Source organism: Pseudovibrio sp. SCP20 (assembly GCF_057774105.1).
On record NZ_JBYMDH010000001.1, the window covers coordinates 244,853 to 260,526 of the forward strand.

Here is a 15,674-nt window from a genome sequence, read left to right on the forward strand (position 1 = left end):
TCTGAAATCACACCTTTTAATTGGGATGTAGTTTTACAGAATAAACTGAAGGAGATAAGGGTAAATATGTAGCTAGATATCGCAATTCTGTGCGCAGAACTGGATCTGACGCTGCGTGAAAATATCCTCACTCACTAAAAAATAAATCATATTTGTCTGCGGATTGTCTTGACCCTGTCGTAAACATCCCTCAGATATATAGTGACACGAAAGAGGAGAAACCGAACGTGTCGACTATATCCGATAGCGACGTTGTGATGGAAACCCGTTCCATCCGCACGCCTGAAGCAATTCCCCCACGATCCTTTAAAGATGCCGCTGAAGCTGTTGAGCACCTGATCTTCCTGTTTGATCGGGCAACGGACTTCTTGCGCGAGAATTTTAAGTCTGCCGCTCAGGGCAGCATGCCGACAAACCGGGTCAGAGCTTTTTATCCGGAACTTCGTTTTGAAATGTCCAGCCACGTCCGTGTGGACACCCGTCTGTCCTATGGATTTGTAGCAAGACCTGGCAAATACAAAACCACAATCACCCGGCCTGATTTGTTCAGGCACTATCTGGAACACCAGATCGATCTGCTGATCAAAAACCACGGCCTCGAAGTTGAGATCGCTGAGAGTGATCAGCCAATTCCGCTGCACTTCGCATTCTATGATGGTGCACACGTTGAAGGCGCACTGCCAGACAGTGCAGAACGCACACTGCGTGATGTGTTTGATGTGCCGGATCTGGCGGTTATGGATGATGCCATCTCCAACGGCACCTACCGTGCCAAAGATGGCTTTGAGCCTCTGGCCCCATTCACCGCACCGCGCGTGGATTACTCCCTGCATCGCTTGCAGCACTACACCGCAACCGCACCGCGCTACTTCCAGAACTTTGTGCTCTTCACAAACTATCAGTTCTACATTGATGGCTTTGCGCAGATGGCGAAGGAACTGATCAACGATCCAAACAGCGGCTATGTTGCCTTCGTAGAACCGGGCAATCTCATCACCTACGCGGGTGATAAGGAGCCTCGCGAAGGTGTGGCACCGCCACGTCTGCCGCAGATGCCAGCCTATCACCTGCTGCGGGAGGACAACTCCGGTATCACCATGGTGAACATCGGTGTCGGTCCATCCAATGCGAAAACCATCACCGACCACATTGCGGTGCTTCGCCCACATGCCTGGTTGATGCTGGGTCACTGCGCTGGGCTCAGAAGCAGCCAGCAGCTTGGTGATTATGTGCTTGCACATGGTTACGTCCGCGAAGACAAAGTGCTCGACGCTGACTTGCCAACATGGGTTCCGATTCCACCACTGGCAGAAGTGCAGGTCGCGCTGGAAGATGCAGTTGAGAAAACCACCGGTTACAGCGGGTATGACCTGAAGCGCGTCATGCGCACGGGCACCGTGGCCTCCATCGACAACCGCAACTGGGAACTGCGTGACCACCGTGAGCCGGTACAGCGCTTCTCCCAGTCCCGCGCTATTGCGTTGGATATGGAGTCCGCAACCATCGCCGCTAACGGCTTCCGCTTCCGCGTTCCTTACGGAACCTTACTCTGCGTTTCTGACAAGCCACTGCATGGTGAGCTGAAACTGCCGGGCATGGCGACGGACTTCTACCGTAAACAGGTGGATCAGCATCTGGAAATCGGCGTGAAGACCATGGAGATCCTGAGAGAGATGCCACTGGAGCGCCTCCACTCTCGAAAACTCCGCAGCTTCATGGAAACCGCTTTCCAATAAGCACCACTAGGCAGCGACAAGAATAAGAAAAGCCGGGCATCGACCCGGCTTTTTGCTGTAAAGAAGCGTTTGCTGCCCCTGAGGCCGTTTCTCTACAACAACTAATCTGATTGCTGACTTGGCCTCATATGTCCAGGCGCGATAACCTGCACCGATTTTCCCAATCTAATTTTCAGTAGCTTTTAGTCATCCTATCAAATCAAAGAATGAGATTTATTATGCCATTTAACAAGATCCATGTACCCAAAGTGCTGTCTACCCAAATGTGTCGCTCAATCAGCGAACAGCTGCATGAAAGTCTGGTTGCAACATGCGGCGTTAATCCCAGCGATGACTTCACTTTGGTTTCTCGATACGAACCAGAAGATATGATGTTCCACCCGACTTTCCTCGGGAACAGAGACCCTAAAGCAACCATCGTGATTGAGATTGCATTGCTAGGCGGGCGTTCTGATGAGCAGAAAGAACACCTTTACAAAGACATGCGCCAACGTCTCTCGAACATCGGCTTTGAACCCAACAACTCCATCATGTTCTTGATCGAAAACAACTCGATTGATTGGTCTTTCAGTGGAGCTGGTTCCGTAAAAACAGTGCTGGGACTGTAAAGCCAATTAGCCGTACTTTCCGGCTTCCCTGTTTTGGCAAATGGCTTCTTAAATCAAACCACCCGCCTTCAGCGCTTTCTTCATCACCGTAGGCAGAGCTTCGCCTTCAAGCTCGTCGGGTGCGGACCACCAGTAGCCCTCTGGCTCCGCGTAGTTCGCTGGAGCCTCTGCCTGCCAGACGCTCATTTCCAAATGGAAGTGGGTGAAGGTGTGCTTCACGTCTTTGGCTGTCCGCACCCACTCCGCTTGAATTGGGGCGGCTGTCAGATCTTCCAGCGCAGCGTCATCGGACCAGTGTGTGGTGATTGGCTCACTCATCCCGGCAAGAAGGCCTTTGTCCTCTCGCTTGCGGAGCAGAATGCGTCCCTTGTCATCACTCAGCAGGAAAGCCATACCCCGCCGTGTCGGCTTCACCTTCTTCGGCGCTTTGCGCGGCAGCGTGTCTGCAATGCCTTGCTTGCGGCCTTCGCAAACGTCCATCCACGGACAGATGCCGCAGGCCGGTGACTTGGGAGTACAGATGGTGGCGCCCAGATCCATCATGGCTTGCGCAAAGTCGCCGGGGCGATCATGCGGCGTCACCTCAGCCATCAATGGCTTCACCTCAGCCTTGAGGGCAGGGAGCTCAGTCAGCAATGCATGGCGGCGCGAAAGCACCCGCTCCACATTGCCATCCACCACCGCAGCATGCCGCCCAAACGCAATCGTGGAGATCGCGGCGGCAGTGTAAGGACCCACGCCAGGCAGCTTCAAAAGCCGCTCTTCTTCCTCGGGAAAACGTCCATTGTGATGCAATTGGACATATTTTGCACACTTATACAGATTTCTTGCACGGGAATAATAACCAAGCCCAGCCCATGCTTTGAGGATATCTTCCTCCTCCGCATTGGCCATATCTGCAAGTGTTGGCCATGTCTTTATGAAGAGTTCGAAGTAACTTTTTACCGCCGCGACAGTAGTCTGCTGAAGCATGATTTCGGAGAGCCAGACATGGTAAGGGTCTGGTTTTACACCGGAAAGTATATCAGCAGGGGCTGTTCGCCATGGCAGTTGGCGAGAATTTCTGTCATACCAGTAAAGAAGAACTAGATTATCTTGCATGGTTTTGTGGGTTAACCTTGGTTTTGATCCCTAAATAATTGGGGTTCCCTTGGTAATTCATGGTACCGCGAAAAACGGGACTAAATTAAAACTAATATAAAGCAATGGTCATATATGTGCCTTAATCTAATGGCGTGATGAAGACGATGAAAGCAACTGCGCAAAATCGGGTTCCCAAAAGATCGAGCCATCAGCTAAACGAGCTGATCGGTAAGACGATGCACCCTGTCGCGCGCAAACGCGGATTTGCCAGTGCTGATCTTCTCGCCGCTTGGCCCGAACTTGTCGGCAAGCAGTATCACGGAAAGGTACAGCCCGGTAGGCTTGTCTGGCCAAGAACCAAAAGCTCCGATGGAGAGCCGGTCGCCGAACCTGCAACCCTTCTTGTTCATGCTGATGGTCCCACTGCTTTGTTCTTCACCCATGAAGCGCCGCAACTGCGTGATCGTATAAATGCCTTTTTGGGCTGGAATGCGGTTGGCCGCATCAAGGTTGTGCAGCGCCCCGCCCTCAGAACCAAGAAGATCACGCCCAAGCCATTGCGCAAGCTCTCCGAGATTGAAAACCGCCGCATTGAGCAAAAGGTGGCGCATGTTTCTGATGAGCGTTTGAAAAACGCATTAGAGAAGCTTGGCAAGAACCTCATTGCCCGCACACCTGCAGGCAACTCCTGATCCCTCAGCACGTCTGTTATACGTTGGAAAGTGATTACTGGCTCACTACCAGATCATGACCCTTGGCTGTGTAACCCAGCAGCAGGTCAGGGCGTTCCATCAAAAGATAGGCCGTGGTGGTTTCCTGCGCATTACGCAGCTCAATGGTGTCCCCATTAACCGCCCAGGCCGTCACACTGCTCAACTCTTCATTGGAGCAACCGCTTGTCGCCGCCAGTCCTGAAGGCAGGCCATGGGCTGCCGCAGAAGGGGACGCCACAGCGCCCGCAGCGGATTTGCTAAACTGCACACGACACGGCGCAACGCTGTTTCCGTTGCCTTCGCTCACCACCCAGTTCGTAGAGGTAAGCGCGCCCAGATCTGCTGTGCCCGTATAGATAATGTTTTGTGCTGCAGGTATAGCTGTTGTTTCAATCGTCGTTTCTTGAGTAGTTGTAGGTATAGCTTCGACGAAATCTTCAGATACAGAGGCTTGGCAGGCTATCAGTGGAGTGCTGAGAAGCATTAAGGTAGTCAAGCGCTTCATGGTGTATCCGTATATCTTGTTAGTGAGTTTGGTAAATCTTTAATAACTCATTAATGAGGCAAAAACAAAACAACGCGAAAAATTATTGCTGTTTTCCATGCATAAATTCTGTGGGTATGTATTAGCAGTGCAAATTTAATCATGGCAGATATCTGGAGGCAGATTTCGCCAGTTTGCCGCGAAACAGCGGAAGTCCTTTGTTTTAAACGAAGAAAATCGATTTCTCCCCTGACGCATACGTCAAATTGGCCGCCTTACCAAAAATTAATATGACTACTCAGGATATTCAGTAGCTTCTGACAAGTATTTGCCATAGTTTCCTGAAAACCAATTGTTGCTGAAAAGCGAGTTGTGGGCAGGTGCCGCAAACGGCAGGTGTTCACCAGCTTGTGATCAGAGGTCTAAGGGCAGGAGAGGTTATACTCGCACCCGGCCTCTGGCTACCACTGCGATAAAACGTGGTGGGTTAGTAGACAGGGCAACACATAGATAACTTGGGATAGGAAAACGTGACACTCTCTCGCCGTAAGTTTCTCGAGCGCACCAGCGCTCTGACAGCAGCTTCTCTCGCATTTGCCGCTATGCCAACTGTTGCCTCTGCACAGAGCTACTCTGAATCAGACCTGAACCAGGTTGGCCCACTGGGCGAGAAAGTTATTGGCAGCCCGGACGCGCCAGTCACCATCATCGAATACGCCTCTCTGACCTGTGGCCACTGTGCGAACTTCCACAACACCACATATAAAGAGCTGAAGAAGAAATACATCGACACCGGCAAGGTGCGTTTCATCTTCCGTGAATTCCCGCTGGATACAGTCGCTGCAGCTGGCTTTATGCTTGCGCGCTGTGCACCGGAAGACAAATACTTCGACATTATGACCCTGATGTTCGAACAGCAGCGCAATTGGGCATTCACCAATGATCCGTACTCCGCCCTGTTGAATATGGGTAAGCAGATCGGTTTCACTGAAGATGCTGTAAAGGCTTGCTTGACGAATCAGGAAATACTAGACGGAGTAACCAAGGTTCGTGACTACGGTTCAGAAAAGCTGGGCGTAGATTCAACACCGACCTTCTTTATCAACGGTGAGAAAGTAAGCGGAGCACTCTCTATTGAGGAGTTCAGCAAGTACGTGGATAAGAATCTGTAAGCAAAGCGGGCAGCCCTCAGGGCTGAACAACCTGCTCGCAGATCTATGCGCGTATGATCGCTTACACCCTGTTGTAAGAGTAGGGGGCGCTCTGTGAAGTTCCAGCGCCTCCGCGTCCTTGGGTTCAAATCCTTCGTCGAGCCCATGGAGTTTGTCATTGAAGACGGCCTGACAGGCATTGTCGGGCCCAATGGCTGCGGTAAATCCAATCTCGTTGAAGCGCTGCGCTGGGTTATGGGAGAAAACTCCTATAAAAACATGCGCGCCTCCGGAATGGATGACGTAATCTTCTCCGGCTCTCTCAACCGTCCGGCACGAAACACCGCAGAAGTCACCCTGTTCCTCGACAATTCTGACCGCACCGCGCCTTCCGGCTATAATGACAGTGATACGCTGGAGGTAACCCGCCGCATTGAGCGTGAAGCGGGCTCAGTCTACAAAATCAACGGCAAGGACGCCCGCGCCCGCGATGTGCAGCTGCTCTTTGCAGATGCTTCCACCGGCGCACGCTCCCCAGCCATGGTCCGTCAGGGCCAGATCGGCGAGCTGATCTCATCCAAGCCAACCTCCCGCCGCAAGATCCTGGAAGAAGCCGCGGGCATCTCCGGCCTGCATAGCCGCCGTAAAGAAGCTGAAATCCGACTGCGCGCTGCGGAGACCAATCTGGAACGTCTGGAAGATGTGGTCGTACAGATTGAAGGTCAGCTCGACGGCCTGAAGCGTCAGGCCCGGCAGGCCACCCGTTATCGCAACCTGTCCTCCGAGATCCGCAAGGCTGAAGCGACCATCCTGTATCTGCGCTGGCATGAAGCCACGGCAGCGCTGGATGCTGCCCGCAAACAATATGCAGAAGCCGAAATCGGCATGCGCGACATTGCTGGCCTACAAGCCTCCACCGCCAAAGAACAGGCACTGGCCGCCCACGAAATCCCTAAGCTGCGTGAAGCCGCAGGTGGCGCCGCCGCCGCGCTCCAGCATCTCATCATCGCCAAGAACGATCTGGAATCTGAAGACCGCCGCATCAAAGAAAAGCTGGTCGACCTTCAGGCCCGCCTTGCTCAGATGGAGCAGGACATCGAACGCGAAGCCCAACTCGCCAGCGAAAACGCCAGTCATCTAGAAGAGCTGGAAGAGGAAAAGCAGGAGCTTCTTGAAGCCGCTGAGACCATGGACGAGCGCGCTGCAGAAGCGGAAGAGCTGGTCCTGATCGCAGAAGACAACCTCGATGCCAGCGAGATGAAGCACTCGCGCATCACGCAGGACCACGCCAGTCTCCTCGCCAAACACACGCAGCTGGAAAACCAGATCTCCGGCATCCGCCAGAAAACCGCGCGCTTTAAAGAAGAGGCAGATCGCTTCAAAGGCCAGTTGGAAGCTGTCGAGGCAGATATTAAAGCGGCCAGCGGCCCAAGCGACAAACGCGAAGAGCTGGAAATGGCTCTGGAAGAGTTGGCAGAGGCGGAAGAAAGTGCTGTTGAAGCGGAAGAGCTGCTGGCAACAGCCCGCGAGACAGAGAACAACTGTCGCAATCCATTAAATGAAGCGCATTCAGCTCTCTCCAGATATGAGACGGAAGCCAAAACCCTTCAGGCGGTCCTATCCGCTGGTCAAAGTGGCGATTGGACACCCGCTGTAGATAAGATGAGTGTCAGCCCAGGCTGGGAAACTGCGCTGGGAGCTGCGTTGGGTGAAGACCTTGATGCGGCAATGGAAGATGCTGCGCCGGTTCACTGGAGCCTGAACGCACAACAGGACAGCGACCCAAGTCTGCCTGCTGGAGCCGAACCACTCTCTGCTTATGTAGAAGCACCGCAGGAACTGGCTCGCCGACTGGCTCAGGTCGGTCTCGTCGATGCTGAACACGGCTCAGCTTTGATGAAACAGCTCAAAGTCGGTCAAAGGCTGGTGAGTAAGCAGGGTGACCTTTGGCGCTGGGATGGCTTGATCGTCGCAGCAGACGCTCCAACTCCAGCCGCACAACGCCTCGCCCAAAGAAATCGCCTTGCCGAACTGGAAGACCTGGTGGAGCAGACCAGAGATCTGGTGGAAGAGAAAAAGGCGGCTCTGGAAGAGGCAACCGAACAACGCCGTCGGGCCGAAGTCGCCGAGCAGGACATGCGCCAGAAACTGCGCCTTGAGCAATCCCGCATCGTGGCTCTGCGCGAGGAGCTCGCCGCTGCTGAGCGCGCTCTGACAGAACTCTCCGTGCGCAAAACAACGCTGGAAGAACAGCTCCGCCGCGCCAACGAAGATTACGAAGAGACTGCTGCTTCCCTTGAAGAGGCCGAAAGCGCTCTCGACGAGCTGCAAGATATCGAAGGCATTTCAGCTGAACTGGAAAATGCCGCTAAAGACGTCTCCAACTGCCGCAGCAAACTGGCTGAAGCCAAAGGTGCAACCGATGCCCTGAAGCGGGAAGGGGAGCTGCGCGCCAAGCGTCTGGAAACCATCGAGCGCGACCGCCAGAACTGGGTCCAGCGGGCTCAGAACGCGGACAAGCAAATCTCCGTCCTCCGCCAACGCCGCGATGATGCGGCCGAAGAGCGTCTTATCCTGCTGGAAAGCCCGGAAGAGATCGAGCTCAAGCGTCAGGATTTGCTGAGCAATCTGGCAACAGCAGACGATGCCCGCAAGGCAGCTGACGACAAACTGGCCGAAGGTGAAAAGCGCCAGCTGATCGCGGATCAGAAAGCCCGCGAAGCCATGGAAGGCCTTTCCGGTGCCCGTGAGCGAAAAATCCGTGCGGAGGAACGCCTCGAAGCGGCAAAGGAACGTCGCAGTGAAATTGAGCGCCGCGTGGATGAAGCGCTGGAAGTGAATGTCTCCCGCTTGCATGAGATGGCAGGCCTGTCTCCGGAAGCACCTCTGCCAGATGCCGAAGCTGCTGAGCGCAAACTCGATCGCCTGAAAGCGGAGCGTGAACGACTGGGTGGTGTAAACCTGCGTGCCGATGAGGAAATGCAGGAAATCACGGAGCAAAGAGACACTCTGATCACCGAAAGAGACGACCTGATTGAGGCAATCAGGAAGTTGCGCACAGGAATCATGAATCTCAATAAGGAAGCGCGCGAGCGACTCCTGAGCTCTTTTGATCAGGTCAACGACCACTTCAAGCGTTTATTCACACACTTGTTTGGCGGCGGCACCGCAGAGCTGAAACTGGTGGATGCGGAAGACCCGCTGGACGCTGGTCTGGAGATCTTTGCCCGCCCGCCAGGCAAGAAGCCACAGACCATGACGCTGCTTTCAGGTGGGGAGCAGGCACTCACCGCCATGGCGCTCATATTCGCAGTTTTCCTTACGAATCCGGCTCCAATTTGCGTTCTGGACGAGGTTGACGCTCCGTTGGATGATGCCAACGTGGAGCGATATTGCGCTTTGCTGGAGAACATGGCGCAGAACACAGAGACCCGATTCACGGTCATCACACACAACCCGATCACCATGGCGCGCATGTCCAGATTGTTCGGTGTAACCATGGCTGAAAGAGGGGTTTCGCAGCTCGTATCAGTAGATCTTGAGACGGCTGAACGATTCACAGAAGAGGCCTAAAATAGGGTACAATACGGCCTTGAAAGTATCCTTTATACGTATTCTCTGTTAGAAACTCTGAAAAATACTTAAATATCAGTTATTTAGCTTAAGTAGCTCTAACCTTGACAGTGCAGATCACGAGCATTATGGTGCCCCCGACTTTCAGGGGCGTCCGTGTCTTTGAGCTATCTGCTGCTATGAAGGAAGAATGTTGATGTCTCCTGAAGAGAATAAGCAGAAGAAAAAAGACATGAAAGAAACTGATCGTCACCTGTCTGAGCGGCTAGAAAAGCTTGGCAAAACGCTGGATACACACTTGGACGAAGCCTCTGCTAAAGAGGAACCGAACAAGACCGGCGCGATGGCGGGCCTATCACAGGCTTGGAAGATGTCTTCCGAGTTTATTGCTGCGATCTTTGTCGGGGGGGCACTCGGCTGGATGGCGGATAGCTGGCTCGGGACCAAGCCGTGGGGGATGATTATTCTCCTGATGCTTGGCTTCGCAGCGGGAATATTAAACGTCCTTCGGGAGGCGGGCAAAGTCGCTCCACCTGAAAGACGGATGAATTCTGGCAAGAAGCAGGACTAACTAATTCATCGCGCTCTTGCGCTCGTAAATTGGCACTTCAGGGGTACTACCTGTGGCTGGAAATTCAGGCAACGCGATCGATCCGATCCACCAGTTTCATATCTCCAAGATCTTTCCTGTGGAGATTGGCGGTGTTGATTTCTCCTTTACCAACGCTTCCTTGTTCATGGTTGTCACCGTCGCTGTAGCGACCTTGTTCCTCGTTCTGTCTACCAACAGACGTGGTCTGGTCCCTAGCCGCGCTCAACTCATGGCGGAAATGTCCTACGAGTTTGTTGCTGCCACATTGCGAGGATCAGCAGGAAATGACGGAATGCGGTTCTTCCCGCTCGTCTTCTCCCTGTTCATGTTCGTCTTCGTTGCAAACATGCTCGGGATGTTCCCATACTTCTTCACCGTTACAAGTCAGATCATCGTGACATTTGCACTCGCAATGCTCGTGATTGGCACTGTAACGATCTACGGTTTCTTCAAGCACGGTGTTGGCTTCCTTAAGCTGTTCGTCCCAAGCGGCGTTCCAGCAGGGGTTGTTCCTCTCGTCTCCGCGATTGAAGTAATCTCTTTCCTTTCCCGTCCAGTTAGCTTGTCCGTTCGTTTGTTCGCAAACATGCTTGCTGGTCACATCACTCTGAAGGTTTTCGCAGGCTTCGTGGTAATGCTCACTGGTGCAGGTGCTGTCGGCATCGCATCCGCGGTCTTGCCTCTGGCTCTCACAGTTGCCATCACGGCTCTTGAGTTCCTTGTGGCCTTCCTTCAGGCCTACGTCTTTACCGTTCTTACCTGCATGTATCTTGCAGACGCGCTTCATCCGAGCCACTAAGTAACGTGTAGAATCCGGGTATCAAACCCAAAACAAAGTCATAGACGAATTTGCTAGTTTAGGAGCACTTGTCATGGAAGCAGAAGCAGCAAAATACATTGGTGCCGGTATCGCCTGCCTTGGTATGGGTGGTGCAGCTCTCGGTCTTGGTAACATCTTCGGCAACTTCCTTGCCGGCGCACTGCGCAACCCATCTGCTGCAGATGGACAGTTCGGCCGCCTCATCCTCGGCTTTGCTGTGACCGAAGCTCTCGGCATCTTCTCCCTTCTCGTCGCACTTCTGCTGCTGTTCGCAGTATAATCGACAGAAAGATTAGAGCGTTTTATGCGTGACGGTTCTTAAGCCTTAAGAACCGTCTCCAAACCATAAAGCGTTACGAAGAGCGTTCACGGAGAAGTTGATGTCGAATACTCAAGGCAACCTGAATACAACTGCCGAAGTTGGCATTGTAGAGGATGGCGGTAGCTTTCCTCCGTTCGACAGCACGACTTTCCCGTCTCAGCTGTTGTGGTTGGTTCTTTCCTTCGGCGTTTTCTACTGGGTAATGTCGAAAGTGGTCCTGCCACGCATCGGCGGTATCCTCGAAGATCGTCGCGATCGCATCGCAGGTGACATGGCTGAAGCATCCCGTCTCAAGCAAGAGACAGATGAAGCCATCGCATCCTACGAAAGTGCTCTTGCCGACGCGCGCAAAAAAGCCACCACCATGGCTCATGATGCACGCTCAAAGGTAAAAGCAGAAACAGAAGGCGCCCGCGCAGCAGCTGAAGAGCAGCTGGCAGCTAAGCTTTCCGAATCTGAACAGAGCATCTCCAAGATCAAAGCTGAAAGCCTGTCACATGTTGGCGAAATCGCCGCTGAGACAACAGGCGAGCTTGTGAAGGCACTTATCGGTGGCCGCGCTCCAGCAAAAGCTGAAGTTGCCAAAGCCGTTGATGCTGCACTTAAGTAAGGGGTGACAGAATGTTCGATGCAAGCCTTTGGGCACTCGTTGGTCTCATCCTCTTCTTTGTCCTGCTGTGGTACCTGAAAGTACCTGGCAAGATTGGTGCAATGCTTGACCAGCAAGCGGACAACATCAAGCAAGAGCTTGAAGGCGCCCGTAAGCTGCGTGAAGAAGCTCAGGCTCTGATGGCCGAGTACCAGCGCAAGCGCAAAGAGGCTGAAGCCGAAGCCGAGCAGATCGTTGCTGACGCAAAAGTCGAAGCTGATCGTCTGGCTGATGAAGCCAAGGCAGCTCTCGAAGAGATGATTGCACGTCGCACCAAAGCAGCTGAAGCGAAAATCGCTCAGGCTGAAGCAAATGCGATTGCAGAAGTTCGCTCCCGCGCTGCAGATGTTGCAGTTCAGGCAGCTGAAACCATTGTCGCTTCCAGCGCTGCAAAAGCAGAAGTTCAGGATAAGGTGCTCAAGCAGAGCATCAAACAGGTTTCTGATAGCCTGAATTAATCCTCAGAACTTCTGAAAAGAACACCAAAAAGGCTTCCGATTTTCGGGAGCCTTTTCTTTTTGTCTGGGCATCAAGCCGTTTCAGTCTTTCCCGGTAGTTTCCTTAGACGTGCCATTCAGCCAGACCCAACCGTTCAGAACTATCAACCTTGATTGGCAGCGGGCTATCATCAGGTTGGTGCATCAAGACAACATCCGCCTCTGTACAATGCGTCAGCATTGCGATGATGTTGCCGGTGCTGAAAGCATCCGCATGAATGGTGTTGCCCGGAACCAGAATGCCGCTGCCATGCGGTACAAGGAAGTTGGTCATGGCGAACTGATCTTCTTCAAGCTGCTTCCCGATTGTAATGACAATCTCGCTCTGCTCTGATGCTGGCATGAACACATGCGGAAAATCATGTGTCTCAATAAAGAAGCCATTGGCCACATCCAGTCTGTACTGCGGATAGGCTTTCCCAAACTCATATTCAACAGCATTTAGGTTTCCATCAAACTTCAGCGGAATGGTCTGTCCTTCATCGAAGATCCTCACGCCAAATGCTGCTGCGATATCATCACGGTTTGGGCTTGCTGGCGTGACGAGAGGAATTTCCAGGCTCGTCTCAGCAGATGCGAAGAGACCGCTCGCACCAAAGACGTTCCCAGGTGCTGGGACCTGTACCGTGGACGCATCCAGCCATCGCCCTTCGGTCTTCAGATAAGAACTGTCAGGAAGTGATTTGATAGCATCAGTACTCGAAGTAATAGCCTTATGCGTCTCAGACGTTTCCTGAGCCGGACTAGCGTTGGTAAGAAACGGGGCACGCGCTGAGAGCACAGCATCTTTGCCGCTCTCGACGACACTGTGCAAAGCGTGTGTGGTCATACCAAGTTTGTCACCCACCGTGCGATGAACAGAGACGGCAGCCAGACTTGAATCAACCTGATGCTCGGGGATCGCTGGGTTGTACTTGACCGTGATACCGAGATCCCCAAGATACCGCTCCTCATAGCTGTCTTGAAGATCAGCGGGCCTGTTCGCTTGCTGAACGGCTTGAGGCTGTATTGGAACATTCACCTGAGGGGCTGCACTCGTGATAGTAGGCATATCGCTCTCCTTAACTTAGAGTTGTAACTTCGTCAGAATGCGAGCTGCGACTAAAACCCGATGTGCTGAAATGAACATCAGAACGGGAAAGTGACCTAAGGGCATTCAACTCTGCGTTATTGGCGGGGGAGTGCTGGCTTCCTACAGCGTCGCCAGATAGTCGGTGAACTCCTTGCCCCGCTCAAAGGCAAACGTGTCTTCCTGAGCAGCAACATCGCTCATCAGATCCACCCGGAAGTTCCGAAAGTCCCCGCGCGTCTCACACCAGCCTGTCAGCAACCAGGAGCTCTCAAAGGCAGTGAGGCCCAGTGGCCGGACGCAGCGCTGTGACGTGTCTCCGGAAAGCGAGGTGTATGTGAACCCGATGAAGGTCCGGTCATGGATAGCTGAGCGCAGCACAGTCATCTGATCGCCAGACTTTGTATCAGTCTTTGCCTTCACAGCAAGAAGCGGCCTGTCGACGCTCTCAGGGCTTTCCTGATGCGCACCGCTGATCTTGCCCAGCACACGCTCTGCTGCGAGCCGGAGTGGCGTATCACCCCGTGCAGTGACCATCCGCAGGCCTAGCACCACTGCATCCATCTCATCCCGGTCAAAAGCGAGGGGAGGGAGGAAGTAGCCATCCTCCACCTGATAACCCAGTCCGCCTTCACCGCGGATAGGCGCGTCCATGGATTGCAGCGTAGCAATGTCTCGATAGATCGTGCGCACAGACGTGCCGAAACGCTCTGCAATCACCTCAGCAGAGACGGGCCGTGTTCGACCACGCATGAAATCCAAAATTTGAAACAGCCTGACACTGCGCATGAATGCCCCTGACAGAAAGTGTCACTGGCCTATCTTAGTGTGTGGATCGCAGTAAAGAAACACGGGCACTTACAAAAATGCTTTTAAAACAAAACTCCACCGCATCCGTCATGGGCTTCGCACAGTATTCCAAAAAAGCGGAGATCGAGCCTGCCGAACTGGTCGCCGCAGCTCGAAACTGGCAGAAGTCCTATCTGGCCAAACAGGACGGCATTCTCATGCACGCCTTTGTCGGCAATCTGGCCGGAGAGTTCGCAGACGTGATCCTGGCCAGCGATGCAGCAGCCTTTGCCAATATGTCCCAAAACTTCAGCAATGACGAAAGCTCCAGAACCTTTCACAGCATGCTGGATGAAAGAACCATCAAGCTCACCCAGATCCGGTTGCTCGACAACGCCTTTCAGGTTCCAACCGGCTTTTCCTCCATCGAGATCGGCAAACTTGCGTTAAGTGGCGTTGACGGAGAAGAGGAAATGCTGGCCTCTGCGGCTCAGCTCAAGAGCAACTACCTCTCCCGCTTCCCGGAGGCGAAAGCTCACGTGATGGGACACATCAACGGCGATAACTATGCCGAGGTTGCTTTTGCCGAGAACATTGGTGCGGGCAGAGAGATTTGCTACGGCTATCTGCAGGATGAGAGCGGCCAGAACTTCCTCAAGCACTTCGATCAAACCAGCTTCGATCTCGATTTCTGGTTCGTGCTTGCGTAACCTCATCACCGCAGGAGGGCTCCCTCACCAGAGGGGGCTTTCACTTTGAGGCGATTACTCCTCGTAAATCATCTTCCGGGTCATGCCGCCATCAATGGTTAGCGTCTGACCCGTCATGAATCCGGCCTCACTCAAGTAAAGCACTGCCTCCGCAATGTCTGCCGGACGACCAACCCGTCCAACCGGATGCTGCGCATGATCCCGCTCACTCAGGTCAGCTCCATCTGAGATCCATCCCGGCGCAATCGCATTCACCCGCACCTTGGGACCAAGCGACATCGCCAACGCCTGCGTCAGCGAAAGGATACCGCCTTTTGCTGCCGCATAGATGAAATCACCGGGCTCAGACATAAAAGCGCGGGTAGACGCCATGTTCACGATGCTCGACCCTTCTGGCATCAGCGGCAAAGCCCGGCGGCTCATCAGAAAAGTCGCTGTCAGATAGCTGTCCAAGGTTGAGCGCCAGTCATCCATGGTGGCTTCCTTCAGCCCCAGCTGCAGACTGGTAGCATGACCGCCATTGTTGACCAGCAAGTCCAGCTGCGGCCATCCCAGAGAGCTGAATGCCTCATCAACCGCGCTCTCATCGCTGATATCACAGAGCACATCCATAGCGCCGGAGCTGCCTTCATTGAGGTCAAAGCTCGCCACTTCCCAACCCTTCTTAAGAAGCGCTGCGCAGATACCAGTCCCAATCAACCCCGCGCCACCGGTAACAATTGCTCGTTTCATAACGATGACCTCATATCTCGTCTCACTCAGCATACGCGCCAAGCTCTAAAGCGAAAGCCTGAAGCTGTGGAGTGATGAAAAATACTTATCGATAAAAATAGACTTACTGTTCTATTTGTAATTTTAGGAATCTGATTTGGCTTCAA

At 53.4% G+C, this 15,674-nt stretch carries 16 protein-coding genes; 11 read left to right on the forward strand and 5 right to left on the reverse strand.

Annotated features, from left to right (window positions below; all coding sequences use genetic code 11):
• The first annotated feature begins 257 nt into the window (after positions 1–257).
• Positions 258–1,736 (forward strand): AMP nucleosidase, encoded by a 1,479-nt coding sequence (locus AC3CB2_RS01110; protein WP_352931780.1) that lies wholly within the window; start codon positions 258–260, stop codon positions 1,734–1,736.
• Between the two features lie 218 nt (positions 1,737–1,954).
• Positions 1,955–2,344: a tautomerase family protein gene (locus AC3CB2_RS01115; RefSeq protein WP_352931437.1), complete on the forward strand. Its 390-nt coding sequence runs from the start codon at positions 1,955–1,957 to the stop codon at positions 2,342–2,344.
• A gap of 48 nt (positions 2,345–2,392) precedes the next feature.
• On the opposite strand, the gene mutY is transcribed toward AC3CB2_RS01115, so the two are convergent.
• Positions 2,393–3,445: an A/G-specific adenine glycosylase gene (gene mutY, locus AC3CB2_RS01120; protein WP_352931435.1), complete on the reverse strand. Its 1,053-nt coding sequence runs from the start codon at positions 3,443–3,445 to the stop codon at positions 2,393–2,395.
• Between the two features lie 137 nt (positions 3,446–3,582).
• Between mutY and AC3CB2_RS01125 the strand changes: the two genes are divergently transcribed.
• Positions 3,583–4,119, forward strand: a complete 537-nt coding sequence (locus tag AC3CB2_RS01125) for a DUF721 domain-containing protein (protein WP_014284340.1) — start codon at positions 3,583–3,585, stop codon at positions 4,117–4,119.
• A 34-nt stretch (positions 4,120–4,153) separates the two neighbouring features.
• On the opposite strand, the gene AC3CB2_RS01130 is transcribed toward AC3CB2_RS01125, so the two are convergent.
• Positions 4,154–4,645 carry a hypothetical protein gene (locus tag AC3CB2_RS01130; RefSeq protein WP_157039167.1) on the reverse strand — a complete coding sequence of 164 codons (492 nt, stop codon included), beginning with the start codon at positions 4,643–4,645 and terminating at the stop codon, positions 4,154–4,156.
• A 509-nt stretch (positions 4,646–5,154) separates the two neighbouring features.
• On the opposite strand from AC3CB2_RS01130, the gene AC3CB2_RS01135 reads away from it, so the two are divergent.
• The 7 genes from AC3CB2_RS01135 to AC3CB2_RS01165 all read left to right on the forward strand — a co-directional run bounded on the left by AC3CB2_RS01135 (position 5,155) and on the right by AC3CB2_RS01165 (position 12,189).
• Complete coding sequence (locus AC3CB2_RS01135; protein ID WP_008550064.1) at positions 5,155–5,796, forward strand: DsbA family protein; 642 nt, start codon at positions 5,155–5,157, stop codon at positions 5,794–5,796.
• A gap of 93 nt (positions 5,797–5,889) precedes the next feature.
• Positions 5,890–9,348 carry a chromosome segregation protein SMC gene (gene smc / locus AC3CB2_RS01140; protein WP_352931432.1) on the forward strand — a complete coding sequence of 1,153 codons (3,459 nt, stop codon included), beginning with the start codon at positions 5,890–5,892 and terminating at the stop codon, positions 9,346–9,348.
• A gap of 196 nt (positions 9,349–9,544) precedes the next feature.
• Complete coding sequence (locus AC3CB2_RS01145; RefSeq protein WP_008549670.1) at positions 9,545–9,919, forward strand: AtpZ/AtpI family protein; 375 nt, start codon at positions 9,545–9,547, stop codon at positions 9,917–9,919.
• A gap of 52 nt (positions 9,920–9,971) precedes the next feature.
• Positions 9,972–10,739, forward strand: a complete 768-nt coding sequence (locus AC3CB2_RS01150) for a F0F1 ATP synthase subunit A (protein ID WP_008549614.1) — start codon at positions 9,972–9,974, stop codon at positions 10,737–10,739.
• Positions 10,740–10,812: 73 nt separating this feature from the next.
• Entirely contained in the window at positions 10,813–11,040 is a 228-nt protein-coding gene (locus tag AC3CB2_RS01155; protein WP_008549639.1) for a F0F1 ATP synthase subunit C, read from the forward strand.
• Between the two features lie 100 nt (positions 11,041–11,140).
• Complete coding sequence (locus tag AC3CB2_RS01160) at positions 11,141–11,692, forward strand: F0F1 ATP synthase subunit B (RefSeq protein ID WP_014284344.1); 552 nt, start codon at positions 11,141–11,143, stop codon at positions 11,690–11,692.
• A gap of 11 nt (positions 11,693–11,703) precedes the next feature.
• On the forward strand, positions 11,704–12,189 hold the full coding sequence (locus AC3CB2_RS01165) for a F0F1 ATP synthase subunit B family protein (RefSeq protein ID WP_008549616.1): 486 nt from the start codon (positions 11,704–11,706) through the stop codon (positions 12,187–12,189).
• 103 nt (positions 12,190–12,292) lie between these two features.
• Here the strand turns inward: AC3CB2_RS01165 and AC3CB2_RS01170 are convergent, their stop codons facing one another.
• Together AC3CB2_RS01170 and AC3CB2_RS01175 are read right to left on the reverse strand one after the other, a co-directional pair.
• Positions 12,293–13,279 (reverse strand): hypothetical protein, encoded by a 987-nt coding sequence (locus tag AC3CB2_RS01170; RefSeq protein WP_352931429.1) that lies wholly within the window; start codon positions 13,277–13,279, stop codon positions 12,293–12,295.
• Positions 13,280–13,420: 141 nt separating this feature from the next.
• Positions 13,421–14,086: a helix-turn-helix transcriptional regulator gene (locus tag AC3CB2_RS01175; protein ID WP_352931427.1), complete on the reverse strand. Its 666-nt coding sequence runs from the start codon at positions 14,084–14,086 to the stop codon at positions 13,421–13,423.
• Between the two features lie 77 nt (positions 14,087–14,163).
• Here AC3CB2_RS01175 and AC3CB2_RS01180 point away from each other — a divergent pair, with 77 nt between their 5' ends.
• Entirely contained in the window at positions 14,164–14,796 is a 633-nt protein-coding gene (locus tag AC3CB2_RS01180) for a hypothetical protein (protein ID WP_352931425.1), read from the forward strand.
• A 54-nt stretch (positions 14,797–14,850) separates the two neighbouring features.
• Here the strand turns inward: AC3CB2_RS01180 and AC3CB2_RS01185 are convergent, their stop codons facing one another.
• Positions 14,851–15,528, reverse strand: a complete 678-nt coding sequence (locus AC3CB2_RS01185; protein WP_054784464.1) for an SDR family oxidoreductase — start codon at positions 15,526–15,528, stop codon at positions 14,851–14,853.
• Positions 15,529–15,674 lie beyond the last annotated feature (146 nt).

What these genes read in the sequence shown, in the direction of transcription:
- AC3CB2_RS01110 (WP_352931780.1), top strand. Translation starts at nt 258, where the DNA reads ATGGAAACCCGTTCCATCCGCACGCCTGAAGCAATTCCCCCACGATCC.
- AC3CB2_RS01115 (WP_352931437.1), top strand. Translation starts at nt 1,955, where the DNA reads ATGCCATTTAACAAGATCCATGTACCCAAAGTGCTGTCTACCCAAATG.
- mutY (WP_352931435.1), bottom strand. Translation starts at nt 3,445, where the DNA reads ATGCAAGATAATCTAGTTCTTCTTTACTGGTATGACAGAAATTCTCGC.
- AC3CB2_RS01125 (WP_014284340.1), top strand. Translation starts at nt 3,583, where the DNA reads ATGAAGACGATGAAAGCAACTGCGCAAAATCGGGTTCCCAAAAGATCG.
- AC3CB2_RS01130 (WP_157039167.1), bottom strand. Translation starts at nt 4,645, where the DNA reads ATGAAGCGCTTGACTACCTTAATGCTTCTCAGCACTCCACTGATAGCC.
- AC3CB2_RS01145 (WP_008549670.1), top strand. Translation starts at nt 9,545, where the DNA reads ATGTCTCCTGAAGAGAATAAGCAGAAGAAAAAAGACATGAAAGAAACT.
- AC3CB2_RS01155 (WP_008549639.1), top strand. Translation starts at nt 10,813, where the DNA reads ATGGAAGCAGAAGCAGCAAAATACATTGGTGCCGGTATCGCCTGCCTT.
- AC3CB2_RS01160 (WP_014284344.1), top strand. Translation starts at nt 11,141, where the DNA reads ATGTCGAATACTCAAGGCAACCTGAATACAACTGCCGAAGTTGGCATT.
- AC3CB2_RS01165 (WP_008549616.1), top strand. Translation starts at nt 11,704, where the DNA reads ATGTTCGATGCAAGCCTTTGGGCACTCGTTGGTCTCATCCTCTTCTTT.
- AC3CB2_RS01170 (WP_352931429.1), bottom strand. Translation starts at nt 13,279, where the DNA reads ATGCCTACTATCACGAGTGCAGCCCCTCAGGTGAATGTTCCAATACAG.
- AC3CB2_RS01175 (WP_352931427.1), bottom strand. Translation starts at nt 14,086, where the DNA reads ATGCGCAGTGTCAGGCTGTTTCAAATTTTGGATTTCATGCGTGGTCGA.
- AC3CB2_RS01180 (WP_352931425.1), top strand. Translation starts at nt 14,164, where the DNA reads ATGCTTTTAAAACAAAACTCCACCGCATCCGTCATGGGCTTCGCACAG.
- AC3CB2_RS01185 (WP_054784464.1), bottom strand. Translation starts at nt 15,528, where the DNA reads ATGAAACGAGCAATTGTTACCGGTGGCGCGGGGTTGATTGGGACTGGT.